This window comes from Xanthomonas arboricola pv. juglandis (assembly GCF_001013475.1).
Lineage (GTDB): Bacteria > Pseudomonadota > Gammaproteobacteria > Xanthomonadales > Xanthomonadaceae > Xanthomonas > Xanthomonas arboricola.
This window is the reverse complement of sequence record NZ_JZEF01000002.1, coordinates 1,178,045-1,195,657: the sequence shown is the minus strand read 5'-3', so window position 1 is coordinate 1,195,657 and position 17,613 is coordinate 1,178,045. Positions and strand designations below refer to the sequence as shown.

Annotated in this window: 15 protein-coding genes and 3 pseudogenes; 9 read left to right on the top strand and 9 right to left on the bottom strand. The window is 67.1% G+C overall.

Annotated features, from left to right (window positions below; all coding sequences use genetic code 11):
* Nucleotides 1-39: 39 nt before the first annotated feature.
* The gene (locus XARJCFBP2528_RS10420; RefSeq protein WP_196299001.1) at nucleotides 40-708 is read right to left on the bottom strand and encodes an arylesterase; all 669 of its coding nucleotides are present in this window, start codon (nucleotides 706-708) and stop codon (nucleotides 40-42) included.
* Nucleotides 709-811: 103 nt separating this feature from the next.
* On the opposite strand from XARJCFBP2528_RS10420, the gene XARJCFBP2528_RS10415 reads away from it, so the two are divergent.
* The 7 genes from XARJCFBP2528_RS10415 to XARJCFBP2528_RS10385 all read left to right on the top strand — a co-directional run bounded on the left by XARJCFBP2528_RS10415 (nucleotide 812) and on the right by XARJCFBP2528_RS10385 (nucleotide 8,409).
* A complete protein-coding gene (locus tag XARJCFBP2528_RS10415) occupies nucleotides 812-1,417 on the top strand; it encodes an ABC transporter ATP-binding protein (RefSeq protein ID WP_257998620.1) in 606 nt (201 codons plus the stop codon).
* On the top strand, nucleotides 1,414-3,897 hold the full coding sequence (locus XARJCFBP2528_RS10410) for an ABC transporter permease (protein WP_016900785.1): 2,484 nt from the start codon (nucleotides 1,414-1,416) through the stop codon (nucleotides 3,895-3,897). Before XARJCFBP2528_RS10415 ends, XARJCFBP2528_RS10410 begins: the two co-directional genes overlap by 4 nt.
* Before the next feature lie 194 nt (nucleotides 3,898-4,091).
* Nucleotides 4,092-5,009, top strand: a complete 918-nt coding sequence (locus tag XARJCFBP2528_RS10405; protein ID WP_016900786.1) for a TauD/TfdA dioxygenase family protein — start codon at nucleotides 4,092-4,094, stop codon at nucleotides 5,007-5,009.
* Between the two features lie 89 nt (nucleotides 5,010-5,098).
* A complete protein-coding gene (locus XARJCFBP2528_RS10400; protein WP_026063977.1) occupies nucleotides 5,099-6,145 on the top strand; it encodes an ABC transporter substrate-binding protein in 1,047 nt (348 codons plus the stop codon).
* A 3-nt stretch (nucleotides 6,146-6,148) separates the two neighbouring features.
* On the top strand, nucleotides 6,149-6,988 hold the full coding sequence (locus tag XARJCFBP2528_RS10395) for an ABC transporter ATP-binding protein (protein ID WP_026063978.1): 840 nt from the start codon (nucleotides 6,149-6,151) through the stop codon (nucleotides 6,986-6,988).
* Entirely contained in the window at nucleotides 6,985-7,869 is an 885-nt protein-coding gene (locus tag XARJCFBP2528_RS10390; RefSeq protein ID WP_039515889.1) for an ABC transporter permease, read from the top strand. The genes XARJCFBP2528_RS10395 and XARJCFBP2528_RS10390 overlap by 4 nt, the downstream gene beginning before the upstream one ends.
* A gap of 186 nt (nucleotides 7,870-8,055) precedes the next feature.
* Nucleotides 8,056-8,409: a DMT family protein gene (locus XARJCFBP2528_RS10385; RefSeq protein WP_024938302.1), complete on the top strand. Its 354-nt coding sequence runs from the start codon at nucleotides 8,056-8,058 to the stop codon at nucleotides 8,407-8,409.
* Nucleotides 8,410-8,547: 138 nt separating this feature from the next.
* On the opposite strand, the pseudogene XARJCFBP2528_RS24435 reads toward XARJCFBP2528_RS10385, so the two are convergent.
* The 8 genes and pseudogenes from XARJCFBP2528_RS24435 to XARJCFBP2528_RS10360 all read right to left on the bottom strand — a co-directional run.
* A pseudogene (locus tag XARJCFBP2528_RS24435) lies at nucleotides 8,548-8,676 on the bottom strand (DUF6607 family protein); the annotation flags it as partial.
* A 131-nt stretch (nucleotides 8,677-8,807) separates the two neighbouring features.
* Nucleotides 8,808-8,936 (bottom strand): annotated as a pseudogene (locus XARJCFBP2528_RS24430) (DUF6607 family protein); the annotation flags it as partial.
* Between the two features lie 131 nt (nucleotides 8,937-9,067).
* A pseudogene (locus XARJCFBP2528_RS24425) lies at nucleotides 9,068-9,196 on the bottom strand (DUF6607 family protein); the annotation flags it as partial.
* Nucleotides 9,197-9,327: 131 nt separating this feature from the next.
* Nucleotides 9,328-10,251, bottom strand: a complete 924-nt coding sequence (locus XARJCFBP2528_RS10380; RefSeq protein ID WP_047124646.1) for a DUF6607 family protein — start codon at nucleotides 10,249-10,251, stop codon at nucleotides 9,328-9,330.
* Nucleotides 10,252-10,278: 27 nt separating this feature from the next.
* The gene (locus XARJCFBP2528_RS10375) at nucleotides 10,279-10,911 is read right to left on the bottom strand and encodes a ChuX/HutX family heme-like substrate-binding protein (protein WP_016903829.1); all 633 of its coding nucleotides are present in this window, start codon (nucleotides 10,909-10,911) and stop codon (nucleotides 10,279-10,281) included.
* A 5-nt stretch (nucleotides 10,912-10,916) separates the two neighbouring features.
* Nucleotides 10,917-13,148, bottom strand: a complete 2,232-nt coding sequence (locus XARJCFBP2528_RS10370) for a TonB-dependent hemoglobin/transferrin/lactoferrin family receptor (RefSeq protein ID WP_047124645.1) — start codon at nucleotides 13,146-13,148, stop codon at nucleotides 10,917-10,919.
* A gap of 156 nt (nucleotides 13,149-13,304) precedes the next feature.
* A complete protein-coding gene (gene hemP / locus XARJCFBP2528_RS10365; protein ID WP_024938306.1) occupies nucleotides 13,305-13,544 on the bottom strand; it encodes a hemin uptake protein HemP in 240 nt (79 codons plus the stop codon).
* Between the two features lie 333 nt (nucleotides 13,545-13,877).
* A complete protein-coding gene (locus tag XARJCFBP2528_RS10360; RefSeq protein WP_016903832.1) occupies nucleotides 13,878-14,846 on the bottom strand; it encodes a potassium channel beta subunit family protein in 969 nt (322 codons plus the stop codon).
* Between the two features lie 330 nt (nucleotides 14,847-15,176).
* Here XARJCFBP2528_RS10360 and XARJCFBP2528_RS10355 point away from each other — a divergent pair, with 330 nt between their 5' ends.
* Together XARJCFBP2528_RS10355 and dusB are read left to right on the top strand one after the other, a co-directional pair.
* Nucleotides 15,177-16,133 carry a ribokinase gene (locus XARJCFBP2528_RS10355; protein WP_047124644.1) on the top strand — a complete coding sequence of 319 codons (957 nt, stop codon included), beginning with the start codon at nucleotides 15,177-15,179 and terminating at the stop codon, nucleotides 16,131-16,133.
* Between the two features lie 465 nt (nucleotides 16,134-16,598).
* The gene (gene dusB / locus XARJCFBP2528_RS10350; protein ID WP_016903835.1) at nucleotides 16,599-17,597 is read left to right on the top strand and encodes a tRNA dihydrouridine synthase DusB; all 999 of its coding nucleotides are present in this window, start codon (nucleotides 16,599-16,601) and stop codon (nucleotides 17,595-17,597) included.
* The last annotated feature ends 16 nt before the right edge of the window (nucleotides 17,598-17,613 follow it).

The following is a 17,613-nucleotide window of genomic DNA, read 5'->3' as shown; positions in this document are numbered from 1 at the left end:
AACTAACGTTCTGTGACGGCGCGCGGTGGCCGCCGGTTGTCAGCGCCCGAGCAACGGACGCAGCGCCGGCCACACCGTTTCCAGCACCCTGGGCTGGGCAGCGGCAGTGGGATGCAGGCCGTCCGCCTGCATCAGGCCTGGCTGCAGCGCGACCTTTTCCAGGAAAAACGGCACCAATGCGGTCTTGTACTGCCTGGACAGGTCGGCGTAGCTCGCCTTCAGGCGCGCGCGGTAGGCGGGACCGTAATTGGGCGGCACATCGATGCCCAGCAGCAGCACCTTCGCGCCGGCCTGCTGGCTGAGCTGGATCATTTTTTCCAGGTTGCCCTTGAGCTGGGCCGGGGTCAGGCCGCGCAGCGCGTCGTTGCCGCCCAGTTCGATCACCACCACGCCGGGGCGGTGCTTCTGCAGCAGGCCGGGCAGCCGCGTCAGCGCACCGGAGGTGGTTTCGCCGCTGATGCTGGCATTGACGACCGCCGGTGGCGTCGCCATGTCACGCTTGAGGCGTTGGTCCAGCAAGGTGACCCAGCCGGACTGCATCGGGATGTTGTGCGCAGCGCTCAGGCTGTCGCCGACCACCAGGATCGGTGCGGTCGCCACCGGACTTTTGGCAGAGGCAATTCCCGGCGCAAGCAGGGACAGTGTCAGCAGCCACAGGACCAGCGCGCCATATCGCAGTGTTCTTTCACGCATTCGGAGATTCCTCATCGACAGTCTGGCCCCCCGCTCCAGCACCCGCACCGCCATCGACGTCCGCGAGGTCGGCAAGTCCGTCAGCGGACCGGAGGGAACACTCCACATCCTCGACAACATCAGCTTGACGGTCAGTGAAGGCGACAGTATCGCCATCGTCGGCGCGTCCGGCTCGGGCAAGACCACCCTGCTCGGCCTGCTGGCCGGGCTGGACCTGCCCAGCCGCGGCAGCATCGCGCTCTCCGGCCAGCAGCTGGGCCAGTTGGACGAAGAGGCGCGTGCCGCCCTGCGCGCGCGCGAGGTGGGCTTCGTGTTCCAGAGCTTCCATCTGCTGCCGGCACTCACCGCCGAAGAAAACATCGCGCTGCCACTGGAACTGGCCGGGCGCGAGGACCCGGCGCGGGTGCGCGAGGTGCTGGAGGCGGTGGGCCTGAGCGCGCGTGCGCGCCACTACCCGCGCCAGCTGTCCGGCGGCGAGCAGCAACGTGTGGCGCTGGCACGCGCCTTCGTGGCCAAGCCGCGCATCCTGTTTGCCGACGAGCCCACCGGCAGCCTGGACCAGGCCACCGGCGCGCAGATCAGCGACCTGCTATTTGCGCTCAATGCCACCAGCGACACCACGCTGGTGCTGGTGACCCACGACATGACGCTGGCGCAGCGCTGCAACCACATCTACCGCATCGACAGCGGCCGCCTGCACGCCCAGCCCGGTTCGGCCGCATGAACGTGCTGCGCCAAGCCGCGCGCGCGGTGCGCCGCGAATTCCTGGCCGGCGACCTGCTGACCGTGTTCGCCGCGCTGGTACTGGGCGTGGCGGTGATGACGGCCGTCGGCACGCTGGTCGATCGGGTGACCCTGGCGTTGACCTCCAGCGCGGCCGAAGTACTCGGTGGCGATCTGGGCGTGACCGGCCGCCAGGAGATTCCGGCCGACTTTGCCGAGGAAGCGCAGCGGCGTGGCTTGCAGAGCACGCGCATAGTCAGCTTCCCGAGCGTGCTGTTCCATGGCGACGCCAGCCAGATGGCCAATATCCGCGGGGTCGGCGCGGGCTACCCGCTGCGTGGGCAATTGCTGGTGTCCACGGACAGTGCCGGCATGCAGGGCAAGCCTGCGGGCGCACCGCCGCCGGGCCAGGCCTATGCCGATCCCCGCCTGCTGGAGGCCCTGGGCCTGCGCGTGGGCGAACAGCTGGAATTCGGCGCCGGCCATCTCACCATCACCGGCGTGCTGCGTGCCGAACCGGATGCCTCCGGCGAGCTGATGCAGCTGTCGCCGCCGCTGCTGGTCAATCGCGCCGATATTGATGGTGCCGGCCTGCTCGGCCCGGGCAGCCGCGCCTCGTACCGGCTGATGTTCTCCGGCGCGCCCGATGCCATCGCCGACTTGCGCGCCTGGCTGAAACCGCGCGCCAGCGAATACCGCCTGGTCGGCATCGAGGACACCCAGCGCGGCATGCGCGCGGCGTTCGACCGTGCGGGCCGTTTCCTGGCCTTGTCGGCGTTGCTGGCGGTGCTGTTGTCCGGCGTGGCGACCGCGTTGGCAGCCAACCGCTTTGCGATGCGGCGTATCGACACGGTGGCGGTGTTGCGCTGCCTGGGCGCACGCCAGCGCGACATCCTGGCGATGCTGTCGCTGCAACTGCTGCTGACCGCGATTCCGGCCTGCCTGGTCGGGATCGGGCTGGGCATGCTGGCGCAGGAAGGCCTGGTGCAGGCGCTGGGTAGCCTGATCCCAAACCGGCTGCCGTTGCCGCAGGCCACCCCTGCCCTGGCCGGTGCCGGCATCGGCCTGGTGCTGTTGCTGGGCTTCGGCCTGCCGCCGCTGCTGCGGCTGCGCAACGTGCCACCGATGCGCGTGCTCAACCGCAGCTTTGCCGCGGTGCCGCCGAGTTCCTTGCTGATCTACGCCGCGGCATTGGCGGCCACGCTGGCGCTGACCGTGTACGCGACCGGCAACCTGGTGCTGGCCGGCTGGGTGCTGGGTGGCCTGGCCGCATTGGCGCTGGTGGCGATGGCGCTGGGACTGGGCCTGCTGGCCTTGCTGCGGCCGATCCAGCACCGCCTACGCGGCGCCTGGAAGCTGGGCCTGGCCTCGCTGACGCGGCGCCGCGGGCTGAGCGTGGTGCAGCTGGTCGGGCTGTCGCTGTCGTTGTGCGCGCTGTTGCTGCTGGCGGTGGTCGGCCCCGGCCTGCTCGGGCAATGGCGCGATCGGCTGCCGGCGGACACGCCCAACTATTTCCTGATGAATATCCAGCCCGAGCAGACCGAACCGGTATTGCAGACGCTGCGCGGCCTGGGTGTACAGGATGCGGCCGTGGAGCCGTTTTCGACCGGGCGCCTGGTGGCGATCAACGACAAGCCGCCATTGCGCGGCGATCGCGATCCGGCCGACGATGGCGACGGCGACAACCGGCCGGTCAATTTCTCCTGGCGGCATGCATTTCCGCCTGCAAACACCTTGCTGGAAGGCAAGTTCTGGGCGGCCGACAGCACCGCGCCGGAAGCTTCGGTGGAAGAAGGCTGGGCGCAGCGGTATCAGCTCAAACTGGGCGACCGCATCACCTTGCTGCTGGGCGAGCAGCAGCGCAGCTTCACCGTCACCAGCATCCGCAAGGCCGACTGGGACTCGTTCCGGGTCAATTTCTTCCTGCTGCTCAACCAGGGCTCGGTCGGCGATGCGCCGTACAACCTGATTTCCAGCTTTCACCTGCCGCCCGGCAACGCGCCCAAGCTGGCGTCGCTGAGCCGCGACTACCCCAATATTTCGGTGCTGGACATCGATGCGATCCTCGGCCGCGTGCGCGAGGTGATCGACCAGGTGGCGCAAGCGGTGCAGCTGGTGATGGGTTTCAGCCTGCTGGCCGGCGTGCTGGTGCTGCTGGCGGCCTTGCAGGCCACCGCCGGCGAGCGTCGCTATGACAGCGCGGTGCTGCGCACGCTGGGCGCGCGTCGCGGCCAGTTGCGTGGCGCGGTGCTGGTGGAGTTCGGCGCGCTCGGCCTGCTGGCGGCGACGCTGGCGGCGACCGCCGCCGCGGTGATCGGTGCGGTGGTCGGGCAAAAGGCCTTCGAGATCGCGTTGACGCCGGACTGGCCGCGCCTGCTGCTCGGCGGTGCGTTTGGCCTTGCGCTGAGCCTGCTGGCCGGCTGGTCGGGCACGCGACGCATTCTGTCCACGCCGCCGGCGTTGGCACTGCGGACCGACTAAGGCCGGGTCGGTTGAACCCGCGAACGGGCGACGCGCAGGCGTCGCCCGTTTGCGTTCCGTCGCACCGCTGCATATACCGGCAGCGCATAAGCACCTTGCCAATCGTACGTTCGCAGCGGCGACCGGACTGCCTACAGTGGTGTGTCCGGCCGCCGGCCCAGGCGGCCACCCGTTGCCGTCGAGGTGCCACCGTCATGGCCAGCGTCACTTCCGCTGCGCGTGCGCAGCCGCCGCGCGATGCGGTTTCCCCACAGCACTCTTCCAGTGTCCGGATCGTGCCGTTCGATGCCCCGCTGGGCGCCGACGTGATCGGCCTGGATCTGTCACAGCCACTGGATGCAGACACCTTCGCGCGCATCCACCAGGCACATCTGGACTACCACGTGCTGGTATTCCGCGAGCAACGCATCACGCCGGCGCAGCAGGTCGCTTTCAGCCGGCGCTTCGGCCCGTTGCAGATCCATGTGCTGCGCAACTTCCAGTTGCAAGGACATCCGGAAGTGCTGGTGGTGTCCAACATCAAGGAGAACGGCGAGCCGATCGGTCTGGGCGATGCCGGCCACTACTGGCACTCGGACCTGTCGTACAAGGACACCCCCAGCCTGGGATCGCTGTTGCATGCGCAGGAACTGCCCAGCGAAGGCGGCGACACCTTGTTCGCCAACCAGCATCTGGCCTGGCAGACCCTGCCCGACGCGCTCAAGCACGCGGTGCGGGACCTGCGTGCCGAGCACAGCTATCTGGCCAAGTACGAAGAACTGCGTGCGCGCAATCCGTGGCGCCCGGCGCTGACGCCGGAGCAGATCGCCGAAGTGAAGCCGGTGCAGCATCCAATCGTGCGCACCCATCCGGAAACCGGCCACAAAGCGCTGTTTGTCAGCGAGCATTTCACCACCCGCATCGTCGGCTTGCCCGACGACGAAAGTGCTGCGCTGCTGCAGGCCCTGTTCGCACATAGCACCGGCGATGCGCTGGTGTATCGGCATCGCTGGCAGCCGCACGACATGGTGTTCTGGGACAACCGCTCGGTCATGCATCTGGCCGCCGGCACGCCCGATCACCTGCGTCGTCGGCTCAACCGCACCACCATCGAAGGCGATGCGCCGTTCTAGCCAAGGTGCTGCCTTGCGCGCGTTTGGCAGCACCTAGCTCGCTGGGAAACGCGCCCTCTCCCTCCCCCCCCCCTCGACTGGAGCGCCGCATGCGTTTGACCGTCACCTCTCACGCACGTCCGCAGCGCCGACGTTTTTCCCGACGTGTCGCGCTGCTGCTCCTGGCCGCGTTGCCGTTGCTGCACAGCGCGCATGCGCAGGCCGAAGGAAAGCTGCGCATCGCCAAACAGTTCGGCATCGTCTATCTGTTGCTGGACGTGGCACAGGATCAGAAGCTGATCGAGCAGCAGGGCAAGGCTGCCGGCGTGGATATCGACGTGCAGTTCCTGCAGTTGTCCGGTGGCGCCGCCGTCAACGATGCCTTGCTGACCGGTTCGATCGATATCGCCGGTGCCGGTGTCGGGCCGTTGTTCACCATCTGGGACCGCACGCATGGCCGCCAGAACGTGCGCGGCGTGGCGTCGCTGGGCAACTTCCCGTACTACCTGATCAGCAACAATCCGCGCATCAAGAGCATCGGCGATTTCACCCCGCAGGACCGCATCGCGGTGCCGGCCACCGGCGTGTCGGTGCAGTCGCGTTTCCTGCAGCATGCCTCCCAGCAACGCTGGGGCGACAAGGGCACCCACCAGCTGGATCCGCTGCAGGTCGCCTTGCCGCACCCGGACGCGGCCGCCGCGATCATCCGTGGCCGCACCGAGATCACCGCGCATTTCGCCAGCCCGCCATTTCAGGAGCAGGAATTGGCGCGCAACCCGGCCGCGCACATCGTGACCAGCTCCTACGAGATCGAAGGTGGCCCCTCCTCGGCCACCGTGCTGTATGCCACCGAGACATTCCGCCGCGACAATCCCAAGACCTATCGCGCCTTCGTCGCGGCGCTGGATCAGGCCGCACGCTTCGTCACCGCGCATCCGGAGCAGGCAGCGGATATCTTCCTGCGTCGCAATGGCTCGAGCATCGATCGCGCGCTGGTGCTGCAGATCCTCAAGGACCCGAAAGTGCAGTTCACGGTGGTGCCGCAGAACACGCTGGGGCTGGGCAGGTTCATGCAGCACAGCGGCGCGATCAAGCAGACCCCGAGCAAGCTGAGCGACTACTTCTTCGACGATCCGCTGATTGCGGGCGGGAGCTGAGCGATGAGTCCGTCCACACCATTGCTGCAGGTCGATCACGTCAGCCTGGAATACGCCTCGGCGCAACGCGTGGTGCGCGCCACCCATCGCGTGCGTTTCGATGTGCATGAAGCCGACCGCTTCGTGCTGCTGGGGCCCTCGGGTTGCGGCAAATCCACCCTGCTCAAGGCGGTGGCCGGCTTCGTCACCCCGCGCGAGGGGCAGATCCGTCTGGATGGCAACGCGGTCACCGGGCCGGGGCCGGACCGGGTGGTCGTCTTCCAGGAATTTGACCAGCTGGCGCCCTGGAAGACAGTGCGCGAGAACGTGGTGTTCGGCCTGCGCGCAGCCCGCAAGCTGTCGCGTGCCGAGGCGCGCGAACGTGCCGACGACAGCCTGGCGCAGGTCGGGCTGAGCGCGTTTGCCCAGGCCTACCCGCATACCTTGTCCGGCGGCATGAAACAACGCGTGGCGATTGCGCGCGCATTGGCGATGCGCCCGCGCGTACTGCTGATGGACGAGCCGTTCGCCGCACTCGATGCGTTGACGCGTTCGCGCATGCAGGAGCAGGTGCTGGAGCTGTGGGAGCAATCGCGCTTCACCTTGTTGTTCGTCACCCATTCGATCGAGGAGGCGTTGGTGGTCGGCAATCGCGTGCTGCTGTTGTCGCCGCATCCGGGCCAGGTGCGCGCCGAGCTCAACGCGCATGCGTTCGGCCCGCACAGCGCCGGTAGCGTGGCATTCCAGCAGACGGCGCAGCGCATCCATCGGCTGCTGTTCGACCTGCCCGACGATGCCCTGGAAGACGCCAAGGTGGCGCCGCTGCGTCGCCCGGCCGAGCGCCAACGCGAGGCGCTGCCATGAGCCGCAGTACCGCCACCGCGCTGCCGCCACTGCCACCGGTACGGGCCGAGTACGAAGTCACCCTGCAGCCGCTGGACCCGGCATTGGTTGCAGCCGCCGCGCCAACGCGCTGGCAGGCACCGCCGTGGCTACGCAAGGCGCTGGTGCTGGTGATGCTGGTCGCAGTGTGGGAGATCGCCGCACGCGTGGTCGGCGACGATCTGATGCTGCCCAGCGCGCTGCAGACCGCACGCGCGTTCTACGACGGGCTGCTGTCCGGCGAGCTGCTGCGCCGCGTGGGCGCTTCGCTGCGCGTGCTGGCGCAGGGCTATGCGCTCGGCGTGGTGCTGGCCTTCGTGCTGACCGCGCTGGCCGCTTCCACGCGCTGGGGCCGCGACGTGCTCGGCACGCTGACCGCCATGTTCAATCCGCTGCCGGCGATCGCGCTGCTGCCGCTGGCCTTGCTGTGGTTCGGCCTGGGCACCGGCAGCCTGGTGTTCGTGCTGGTGCATTCGGTGCTGTGGCCGCTGGCGCTGACCACCTACGCCGGTTTCCAGGCCGTGCCGGAAACGCTGCGCATGGCCGGGCGCAATTACGGGTTGCGTGGGCCGCGCTACGTGGCGCAGCTGCTGATTCCCGCCGCGCTGCCGGCGATCCTGTCCGGGCTGAAGATCGGCTGGGCCTTCGCCTGGCGCACCCTGATCGCCGCCGAGCTGGTGTTCGGCGCCACCTCCGGCCAGGGCGGCCTGGGCTGGTACATCTTCCAGAACCGCAACGAGCTGTATACCGACCGGGTGTTCGCCGGCCTGGCGATGGTGATCGTGCTGGGCCTGCTGGTGGAGGGCGTGGTGTTCCAGGCCATCGAGCGGCTGACCGTGCGCCGCTGGGGCATGCAGCGCTAAGGGGGTGATCGCGGGAGCCACTGGCGCAGCGATGCGTGGCCAGGCGTTTTGCCTGGCCACGCTGCAGATGAACGTGTTGCGCCGGCCACCAACGCCCTGAGCCCGCGTGCCGGGCTCATCGGCACGGTCGCGTGCGCTTAACGGGGCTGGCTTATGCTGCCGGCCCCTCTGCTGCCGTCTGCCGTCATGCCTACCGCCCCCTTCACTGCCTATCTGTATCCGGTGCTGTTGCTGATCGCCAGCAACGTGTTCATGACTTTTGCCTGGTACGGGCATCTGAAGTACAAGAGCACGCCGCTGATGATCGCGATCCTGGTCAGCTGGGGCATCGCGTTCTTCGAATACTGCCTGCAGGTACCGGGTAACCGCCTGGGCAGCGCGGTGTACTCGGCGCCACAGCTCAAGGGCATGCAGGAAGTGATCACGCTGCTGGTGTTCGCCGGCTTCTCGACCTTCTACCTGGGCCAGTCGTTGAAGTGGAATCATTGGGCCGCATTCGGCTTGATCCTGGTCGCGGCATTCCTGATGTTCAAGGAATAACGGCTCTTGAACGGCTAACTGCCGTCTCGCTCGTAGGAGCGCACCAGGGCGCGACCTCGCAGGAGCGTCCCGCAGCGGGATGGGCGTTTTCGGGAATGCCACGTCGCGCCCCGGTGCGCTCCTACCGCATGCGGATGCCTAGTTCGCCGGTTCGACCCACTGCGCGAACACCGCGTCCAGCTGCGCGTCCTTGATCCGCTTGCCGCTCTGCACCGCCTCGGCCTGCTGGAACATCGGCATGATCATCGCCATGCCGTCCGGTTTGCTGGGCGCCCTTCCAGCCGTCTCGCTCGTAGGAGCGCACCAGGGCGCGACCTCGCAGGAGCGTCCCGCAGCGGGATGGGCGTTTTCGGGAATGCCACGTCGCGCCCCGGTGCGCTCCTACCGCATGCGGATGCCTAGTTCGCCGGTTCGACCCACTGCGCGAACACCGCGTCCAGCTGCGCGTCCTTGACCCGCTTGCCGTTCTGCACCGCCTCGGCCTGCTGGAACATCGGCATGATCATCGCCATGCCGTCCGGTTTGCTGGGCGCCCTTCCAGCCGTCTCGCTCGTAGGAGCGCACCAGGGCGCGACCTCGCAGGAGCGTCCCGCAGCGGGATGGGCGTTTTCGGGAATGCCACGTCGCGCCCCGGTGCGCTCCTACCGCATGCGGATGCCTAGTTCGCCGGTTCGACCCACTGCGCGAACACCGCGTCCAGCTGCGCGTCCTTGACCCGCTTGCCGTTCTGCACCGCCTCGGCCTGCTGGAACATCGGCATGATCATCGCCATGCCGTCCGGTTTGCTGGGCGCCCTTCCAGCCGTCTCGCTCGTAGGAGCGCACCAGGGCGCGACCTCGCAGGAGCGTCCCGCGGCGCGATGGGCGTTTTCGGGAATGCCACGTCGCGCCCTGGTGCGCTCCTACGGCATGCGGGTGGCTAGTTCGCCGGTTCGACCCACTGCGCGAACACCGCGTCCAGCTGCGCATCCTGGACCCGCTTGCCGTTCTGCACCGCCTCGGCCTGCTGGAACATCGGCATGATCATCGCCATGCCGTCCGGCTTGGTCTTCAGATGCAGGCCGGGTGGCGTATCGAGGAACCTGGCCCAGCGCGTGCGCACCTTGGCCCAGTAGCCTTGGGTGCCCTTCCAGTACGCATAGGCCGGGGCGAAGTCGACCTCGGTGGTCTTGCGGTAATCGTTGAAGCCGAACTCGCGCGCGATCGCTTCCTGGCTGCCGTCGGGCTTGCGCAGCACCTTGGTGTTGAACTGTTCGTGGGTCCAGCCGTTGGGCGTGAGCGTGTGGCGATTGATCACCGCGAGCGCGTTGTAGTCGCTGCGCTTGGTGTACTCGCGGCGCGGCAACGGGCGCCAGCTCAGGTCGCTGGTCCAGGTGGGATGGCCGTCGGCATAGTCCCAGCGCCCGGTGCCGCAATAGCGTGGCGCGTCGCTGACCTCGTAGACGCACTGGGTCCAGGCGCCGGTGGTGACTGCCGGCGGCAGCGCGTGCACCGTCCAGGTCTGATCGGCGCTGAATTCGAAACGCTGCGGCGCCTCGTAGATCCAGTCCTGCCGCCAATGCTTGGTCACGTGCTTGCTCTTCTCGTCGACCAGCAGATGCTGCAGCACCAGCTTGCGCGGTGAATCCTCCACCACGATCACCACTTCGCTGGCGCCGCTGCGCATGGCCGATGCACGCTCGTAACCGGGCTTGAGCAACACCGTCTCGTCGAAGGCAAAGTCCACCGCGTATTCGCCCTGCATCGCCAGGATGCTCTGGCGGTCGCGCTGGGCGTCGGCGGCGGCAATCAACGGCAACAGGCTCAGCGTCAGTGCGATACAACGAGAAAACGTTCGGCTCATCGGAACTCTCGGGAGTGGTTGGAGACGTCAGCGGCGCAGGCGCATCAGCGACGTGGTCATGTCGGATGGGTTGTTGTTGCTGGATGTGGCGGAGGCCGTGCGCAAGGCGGCAGCGCGCGCGCAGCAGCAATCGTCCACCGCCACGCGGCCGTCGATGCCCTCTTCGCGCGCCAGGCGTGCGGCAACTTCCGCGCCCAGCGCCGACACGGTCGCCAGGCTGGCGACAAACGGCTGCTCGCGGGTGGTGGCGGCCTGCAGGCGCAGCGCGCTCAAGCGCCACGCCTCCCCACGCATGCGCCCGGCCAGACGACGCCACAGCCGCTCGCCGACGCCGAGCTCATGGGTTTCCATCGGCAACGGCGGCAGCCGCGAGACCAGGCGATCCCAGATCAGGAAATCGCTGTCAGGCAGCAGGCAGATCCGCCAGCAGCACTGCCCCTCGGCATCGAAAAACCAGATGCTCTCCCGCACGCCATCGCTGTCGACCTGCCGGCACGCCGCCGCATCCACCGCGTGCTGCCAGCCATCCAGCTCGTTGCCCAAGGCGGGCCGATACAGGCACAGCACCGTGCCCAACGCCGCCAACTGCTGCGGCCGCGGCAACGCAGCGCGGGTGGCACGTGCATGCGACAACGACGGCAGCGGGCGGGCGATGGGCATGGCCGCTACCAGCTCACCGCCAGGCTGACCGAGGCGGTGCGCCCGGCGCCGGTGAAGCGATCGAGCACCGTGCTGCTGGCCAGCGTACCGTTGGGCAGCGCATTCCAGTCCACATAGCGGCGGTCGGCCAGATTGAAGATGCCGGCGGTGACCTTGGCACCGGGTGCGAACTGCCAATGCCCCATCAGGTCCAGCGTGGCGTAACCGGCCGGGGTGTAATAGCTGTCCAGCTGCGGGCGACGCTTGCGCGCGACGAAGGTGCCGATCAGTTCCGCGCCCCAGGCATCGCTGTCGAAGGCCACGCCGAGCGTGCCACGTAGCGGGTCGACCGAGTTGAGCGGGGTGTCGTCGGTGAGATTGTCGCCTTCCGCATACGCCACGGCGCTGTTGAGCGACCAACCCTGCCAGCCGGCCAGGGCGCCCAGATCGATTCCCCCGCGCGCTTCGGCACCCTTGATCACCACATCGTCCACGTTGCGCGACTGGAACAGCATCAGCCCTTCGGCATTGAAGCCGGCCGGCGCATACGATTCGATGAAGTTGCGGTAGTCGGTGTAGTACACGCTGACACCCAGATAGCCGACTGCATCATTGAAACGCAGCCCCAGTTCGCCACCACGGCTGGTCTCCGATTTCAGTTCCGGATTGGCGATGGCGGTGTAGCGCGCCTGCAGATTGGTGAAGCCGATATTGACGTCGTTGTATGGCGGCGCGCGGAAGCCGTGCGCGTAATTGGCATACGCCGACCAGGCGTCCGAAAACCGCCACACCGCACCGAACTTGGGAGACACCTGCGTTTCATCGATGGTCTCGGCGGCAACGCCGGGATTGTCTTCGCGGAAGATGTCGTCCACCTGCGGCGACAGCCGGAAGTAATCCACGCGCACGCCCGGCGTCAGCGACAGCTTTCCATCGAACAGGCGGATCTCGTCCTGCGCATACAGCCCGAGCTTGGTGGTCTCGCTCTTGGGGAAATCGCGCACCGGGAACACGTCCTGACCCACGCGATTAGTGACCACGCCATTGGCCAGATTGACCGAGTAGCCATCGCGCTTGGCGCGGGTGTCGGTCCAGGTGCCGTCCAGCCCATAGGTGATGTCGTGGCTGAGCGTGCCGGTGTCGATGGCTTTGTGTGCGTTGACCAGCAGGCCGTACACGCGCTGATCGAAGTTGTGTTCGTTATGACGGCGCGTGTTGTTGCCGCGCAGCTCGTCGGTGCGCTGCAGGCTCTCGCTGTCCTGGCGATACAGCTGCCACTGCAGATCGTCGGCCAGCGCCCAATCCAACTCATCCAGTTCGTGGCGCAGCGAGACGCGCGCGCGGGTCTGATGGTCGCGTCCGTCCTGCGACAGGATGCGCTGCGATGGCGTGGTCACACGCGGGTCGATGCCGGTCAATGCCTCGATGCTGCCGTAGTCTTCGTTGCCTTCCACGGTGAGCTTGAAACGCTGCTGCGCGCTGGGCGCGTACACCAGCTTGGCCAGCACGCTGCGGCCATCGATGCGCTGCGGGTTGGCCGCAGTACGGGTGAAATCGCGGCTGCGGTTGTCGCCCTGGTTCTGTGCTTCCTGGCCCTGGCGATGGCTGACCGCCACCATGCCGCTCCAGCGCTCGCCGCCGAACGCGCCGGTGGCACCGGCGAACAGGCCGTTCCAGTCGCCTTCGTAGCCGAACTTCAGGCCGACATAGCTGTGCTTGTCGGCACTCAGGTAATCGGATGGATCCTTGGTGACGAAGGCCACCACACCGCCCAGCGCGTCGGAACCGTACAGCGAGCTGGCCGGCCCGCGCACCACTTCGACGCGCTTGAGCGTTTCCAGATCGACGAAGTTGCGGTTGGCGTTGAGGTAGCTGCCGAAGCTGAAGGTGTCCGACACCGGGACGTTGTCGACCAGGATCGCCACGCGGTTGCCGTCCAGCCCGCGGATGCGGATGCCGTTGGCGCCGGTGAAGCGGCCGCTGCTGCTGGTCACCGACACGCCGGGCGTGTAGCGGAACAGATCCTTGAGCTCGCGCACCAGTTGGTTGTCCAGTTGCTCGCGATCGATCACATCCACCGTGCTCGGCACATCGACCAGGGCACGCTGGGTGCGCGTGGCGGTCACCTGCAACCGGTCGAAGTCGTGAACCTCGCGCGCGGCATCACCACTGGCGGCGAGGTCGGCAGCGTGGGCACTCAACGGAAGAGCAGGCAGCGCAAGCGACAGCGCGACCACCAGCGGATGCAGGCGAATCATCGGGAACCTTTGAAGGGAAGTTCCCGGCAGCGCGTGCTGCAGACTAGGCCGCGACCGGCCGCCGGGGGAGAGCGTGGGGTGCGCGGACGGCGGCGGCAACGCCCGCGGCAGGCAACCCGATTCCCTGCGCCAATGCGCGGAATCGGAGGGTGGAACTTACTTGGTCAGGATGAGCTTGTCGTTGCTGGTATGGCGCAGGCGATAGACGCGGTCGCCATGCTGGATCAGCACTTCGCGACGGCCTTTGAGCAGCGCCTCGCTGCTGATGAGGTCTTCTGCAGGGACGGCGCGCGGAGCAGCGCGGTCGCGCAGGTTGACCGGTTCGGAGCGGAGCAGCACGGGATGAGCGGTCATGATCTGGATCTCCAGTCTGTTGGCCAGACAAATAATAACCATTCTCATTTAATGATCAAGAGCTATTCTCATCTTCTTGGCACGAACTTTGTATGGGTTAAATGATTTTGATTTACCTTGCCTATTGAAAGGATCTAGCCACGGGTTCCACCAGCGGTTTTTACGCACGGTGATCGTTGGCCTTGCTGATTACATCGCAGGTGGAAGGCACGCACTGGCAAGCGAAAGCGCGACTGGCATGACGCACCTTGTGCCGCAGAGGTTGGCTGACGTGCACGACCGGTCAGATGCGGCTTCTCGCTTGTTTTGAAGCGCCCGCCAAAAAAGCGTCGCAGCCAACCGTCCCGCACTTGCGCCCACCGCATGAGGTACTCCTCAGTGCGTCGCCGCCTCCACCCGTGCCCAACCATCGGCATCGACCTGGGTCAAGGTCTCCAGCGCGCCGAGATTTTCTTCCAGCTGCGCGACCCGGCTGGCCCCCAGGATCACCGTGGACACGTGCGGGTTGCGCAGGCACCAGGCGATGGCCAGGCGTGCGGGCGACTGGCCCAGCTCGGAGGCCAACGCGCAGAACGCGCGGGCGCGTTCCAGGCGGCGCGCTTCCGGTGCGCCCAGCACTTCGTCCTGCAGCCATTGATTGCCCGGCTGGCCGAGGCGGCTGTCTGCGTCCACGCCGGCGTTGTACTTACCGGTCAGCAGGCCCGAGGCCAGCGGCGACCAGATCGTGGTGCCCAGCCCGCCCTCGCACAGCGGCGCGTATTCGCGCTCCAGACGGTCGCGGTGCAGCAGGTTGTACTGCGGTTGCTCCATCGCCGGAGCGTGCAGGTGTTCCTGCCCGGCGATGCTGATGGCCTCGCGCAACTGCTCGGCGCTCCACTCGGAGGTGCCCCAGTACAACACTTTGCCCTGGCGGATCAGGGCATCCATGCTGCGCACGGTTTCGCGGATCGGCGTGTCCGGATCGGGCCGGTGGCAGAAGTACAGGTCCAGATAGTCCACGCGCAGGCGCTTGAGCGCGGCATGGCAGGCGTCGGTGACATGCTTGCGCGAGAGTCCGCGCTGGGTCGGGCGCGGGCTGTCCACCGCGCCGAAGAACACCTTGCTCGACACGCAGTAACCATCGCGCGGCAGGCGCAGGTCGGCGATCACATCGCCCATCACCTCTTCGGCGCGGCCGCGTGCGTAGACCTCGGCGTTGTCGAAGAAATTGATGCCGTTGTCCCAGGCGGCGGCAATCAGGTTGCGCGCTTCGCTACGCCCGATCTGCTTGCCGAAGGTGACCCAGGCCCCGAACGACAGGGCCGACAGTTGCAGCCCGGTGGACCCCAGACGACGGTATTGCATTGGCAGACTCCAGCAACCTCCGCGGCGCCCTGCCCCGGATCGGCGTGCGCAGTGTAGGACGTGGTGCTGCCGGGGCGACAGGGTTGCGCGGCATCGATGCCGCTCAAGGTCCCATGCCGGTAAGCACACGAGTACCACCGGTTCTATCGGCTCCGGAAAGAAATGCGAACAGCCAGATGAGCCGCACGTTCTTCCGAGCGTCCATTCCTGCCGGCGTGACAGCTGAGGGATGGCTTACCGATTACATCGGCCACGAAGTCCACAGGCATCAACACGTGCTTGAAGCATTGCTTGCCGATCAGCATTCAGTCATTCAAGTCAAGGGTATTTATGAGTTCGGTCGTCGTTGTCGGGTCCTTCAATGTCGATCACGTGTGGCGCTGTGATGTCCTGCCTGCGCCGGGTGCCACCATCGCCGGTCGCTACAGCACCGGCCCGGGAGGCAAGGGCTTCAACCAGGCGGTCGCGGCCGCACGTGCCGGCGCCAGGACGCACTTCCTGTGCGCGCTGGGCGACGATGCCGGCGGCGCGCTGGCGCGCTCGCTGGCTGCGCACGACGGCTTTGCGTTGATCGCCGAGCCCAGCAATGAGCCGACCGGCACCGGCGGTATCTATGTCGACGCGCACGGCCGCAACACCATCGTGATCGGCGCCGGTGCCAACTCGGTGCTGAGCGCAGCGTTCGTGGACAACCAGCGCGCGTTGGTGGCCTCGTCCGGCGTGTTGCTGGCGCAGCTGGAATCGCCGGCGGAGACCATCGAATCGGCGCTGGCGCTGGCACGCGAATGCGGCGTGCTGACCGTGCTCAACGCCGCACCGGCCAATGCGCCGACCTCGATCGGCCTGCTCAAGCTGTCGGACGTGCTGACGCCGAACGAAACCGAATTTGCGGCCCTGCTCGGCCGCCATGTTGGCGAACGCATCAATGCCGACGATGTGGCGGCGCTGGACGGCAACACGCTGCATTCGCTGTGCCGCAAGCTGCTACCGGGCGGTACCGTGGTGGTGACGCTGGGATCGGTGGGCGCCTTCATCTCGCATGCGGAAGAACAGCTGCGCGGCGACACGGCCGCGCATTACCGCGTGGGCGCGGAAAGCGCGCAGACGGTGGACACCACCGGCGCCGGCGACGCCTTCAACGGCGCGCTGGTGGCCTCGCTGGCGCAGGCGCCGACTGCCAACTTCATCACCCACGTACGCTTTGCCACCCGCTACGCCGCGCGCTCCACCGAAGTGGAAGGCGCCGCCACCTCGATGCCGCGCATGGTGCCCGAACCGGCCGTGTGATCCGCACGCTTCAAGCAAACAACGAAGGCGACCGCAGCGATGCGGTCGCCTTTTGCGTTCAAGGCGTCGGCGGCATCCCATGGGACTGCTTCGATCCACGAACGGCATGTTGAGGCCTGTCCATCGACGGACGCTGCGAACCCGGCTGCGCCGGAGCTTCAACGTCCTTCATCGAACAGTCGTCGAGGTAAAGGGACGCAAGCGTGATGCAAGGTCGGGCACCCGTACCCTCATCCGGCGCTGACGCGCCATCGTCTTCCGACGGGAGAAGGAAGAAAGCCGCTCTCCCGTCGGGAGAGGGGTTGGGGTGAGGGTACGGTCAGCCAGCAATCTCGCCGCTGCCCTCGCTCTACTGGTCACCTGACCCACACAGCAACCGCACAAGACCGAAGGCCGGAACTGCTCTCCCGATTCCCGATTCCCCAATCCCGATTCCCCAATCCCCCACCCAGCTACAATGCCACCATGCAGATCGGCCCCTACTCCATCGACCCGAAAGTGATCCTGGCCCCGATGGCCGGCGTCACCGACAAGCCGTTCCGGCTGCTGTGCAAGCGGCTGGGCGCCGGGCTGGCGGTGTCGGAGATGACCATTTCCGATCCACGCTTCTGGGGCACGCGCAAATCGCTGCACCGCATGGATCATGCCGGCGAGCCGGATCCGGTCAGCGTGCAGATTGCCGGCACCGAGCCGCAGCAACTGGCCGAGGCGGCGCGCTACAACGTCGACCACGGTGCGCAGCTGATCGACATCAACATGGGCTGCCCGGCCAAGAAGGTCTGCAACGCCTGGGCCGGCTCGGCGCTGATGCGCGACGAGGACCTGGTGGCACGCATTCTCAGCGCGGTGGTGCAGGCGGTGGATGTGCCGGTGACCCTGAAGATCCGCACCGGATGGGACTGCGATCACCGCAACGGCCCGACCATCGCGCGCATCGCGCAGGACTGCGGGATCGCCGCGCTCGCCGTGCACGGGCGCACCCGCGACCAGCATTACACCGGCACTGCCGAGTACGCCACGATTGCGCAGATCAAGGCGGCGCTGCAGATTCCGGTGATCGCCAATGGCGATATCGACTCGCCGCAGAAGGCGGCGCAGGTGCTGCGCGAGACCGGCGTGGATGCGGTGATGATCGGGCGTGCCGCGCAGGGGCGCCCGTGGATCTTCGGCGAGGTGGCGCATTATCTGTCCACCGGCGAGCTGTTGCCGCCGCCGTCGTTGGCGTTCGTGCGCGATACCCTGCTCGGCCATCTGGAAGCGCTGCATGCGTTCTACGGGCAGCCGCAGGGCGTGCGCATCGCGCGCAAGCATCTGGGCTGGTACGCCAAGGATCACCCGCAGAGCGCCGACTTCCGTGCGGTGGTCAATCGCGCCGAAACGCCGGAAGCGCAGCTGGAACTCACCCGCGCGTATTTCGATGCCTTGATCGCCGGCGTGCCGCCAGCGCTGTCGGTTGCCGCCTGAGTTTTCCTGCGTTGTT

Coding starts and splice junctions, on each gene's coding strand:
- XARJCFBP2528_RS10420 (WP_196299001.1), bottom strand. CDS start 708: ATGAGGAATCTCCGAATGCGTGAAAGAACACTGCGATATGGCGCGCTG.
- XARJCFBP2528_RS10360 (WP_016903832.1), bottom strand. CDS start 14,846: ATGCAATACCGTCGTCTGGGGTCCACCGGGCTGCAACTGTCGGCCCTG.
- hemP (WP_024938306.1), bottom strand. CDS start 13,544: ATGGTTATTATTTGTCTGGCCAACAGACTGGAGATCCAGATCATGACC.
- XARJCFBP2528_RS10405 (WP_016900786.1), top strand. CDS start 4,092: ATGGCCAGCGTCACTTCCGCTGCGCGTGCGCAGCCGCCGCGCGATGCG.
- XARJCFBP2528_RS10370 (WP_047124645.1), bottom strand. CDS start 13,148: ATGATTCGCCTGCATCCGCTGGTGGTCGCGCTGTCGCTTGCGCTGCCT.
- XARJCFBP2528_RS10375 (WP_016903829.1), bottom strand. CDS start 10,911: ATGCCCATCGCCCGCCCGCTGCCGTCGTTGTCGCATGCACGTGCCACC.
- XARJCFBP2528_RS10410 (WP_016900785.1), top strand. CDS start 1,414: ATGAACGTGCTGCGCCAAGCCGCGCGCGCGGTGCGCCGCGAATTCCTG.
- XARJCFBP2528_RS10355 (WP_047124644.1), top strand. CDS start 15,177: ATGAGTTCGGTCGTCGTTGTCGGGTCCTTCAATGTCGATCACGTGTGG.
- XARJCFBP2528_RS10385 (WP_024938302.1), top strand. CDS start 8,056: ATGCCTACCGCCCCCTTCACTGCCTATCTGTATCCGGTGCTGTTGCTG.
- XARJCFBP2528_RS10400 (WP_026063977.1), top strand. CDS start 5,099: ATGCGTTTGACCGTCACCTCTCACGCACGTCCGCAGCGCCGACGTTTT.
- dusB (WP_016903835.1), top strand. CDS start 16,599: ATGCAGATCGGCCCCTACTCCATCGACCCGAAAGTGATCCTGGCCCCG.
- XARJCFBP2528_RS10395 (WP_026063978.1), top strand. CDS start 6,149: ATGAGTCCGTCCACACCATTGCTGCAGGTCGATCACGTCAGCCTGGAA.
- XARJCFBP2528_RS10380 (WP_047124646.1), bottom strand. CDS start 10,251: ATGAGCCGAACGTTTTCTCGTTGTATCGCACTGACGCTGAGCCTGTTG.
- XARJCFBP2528_RS10390 (WP_039515889.1), top strand. CDS start 6,985: ATGAGCCGCAGTACCGCCACCGCGCTGCCGCCACTGCCACCGGTACGG.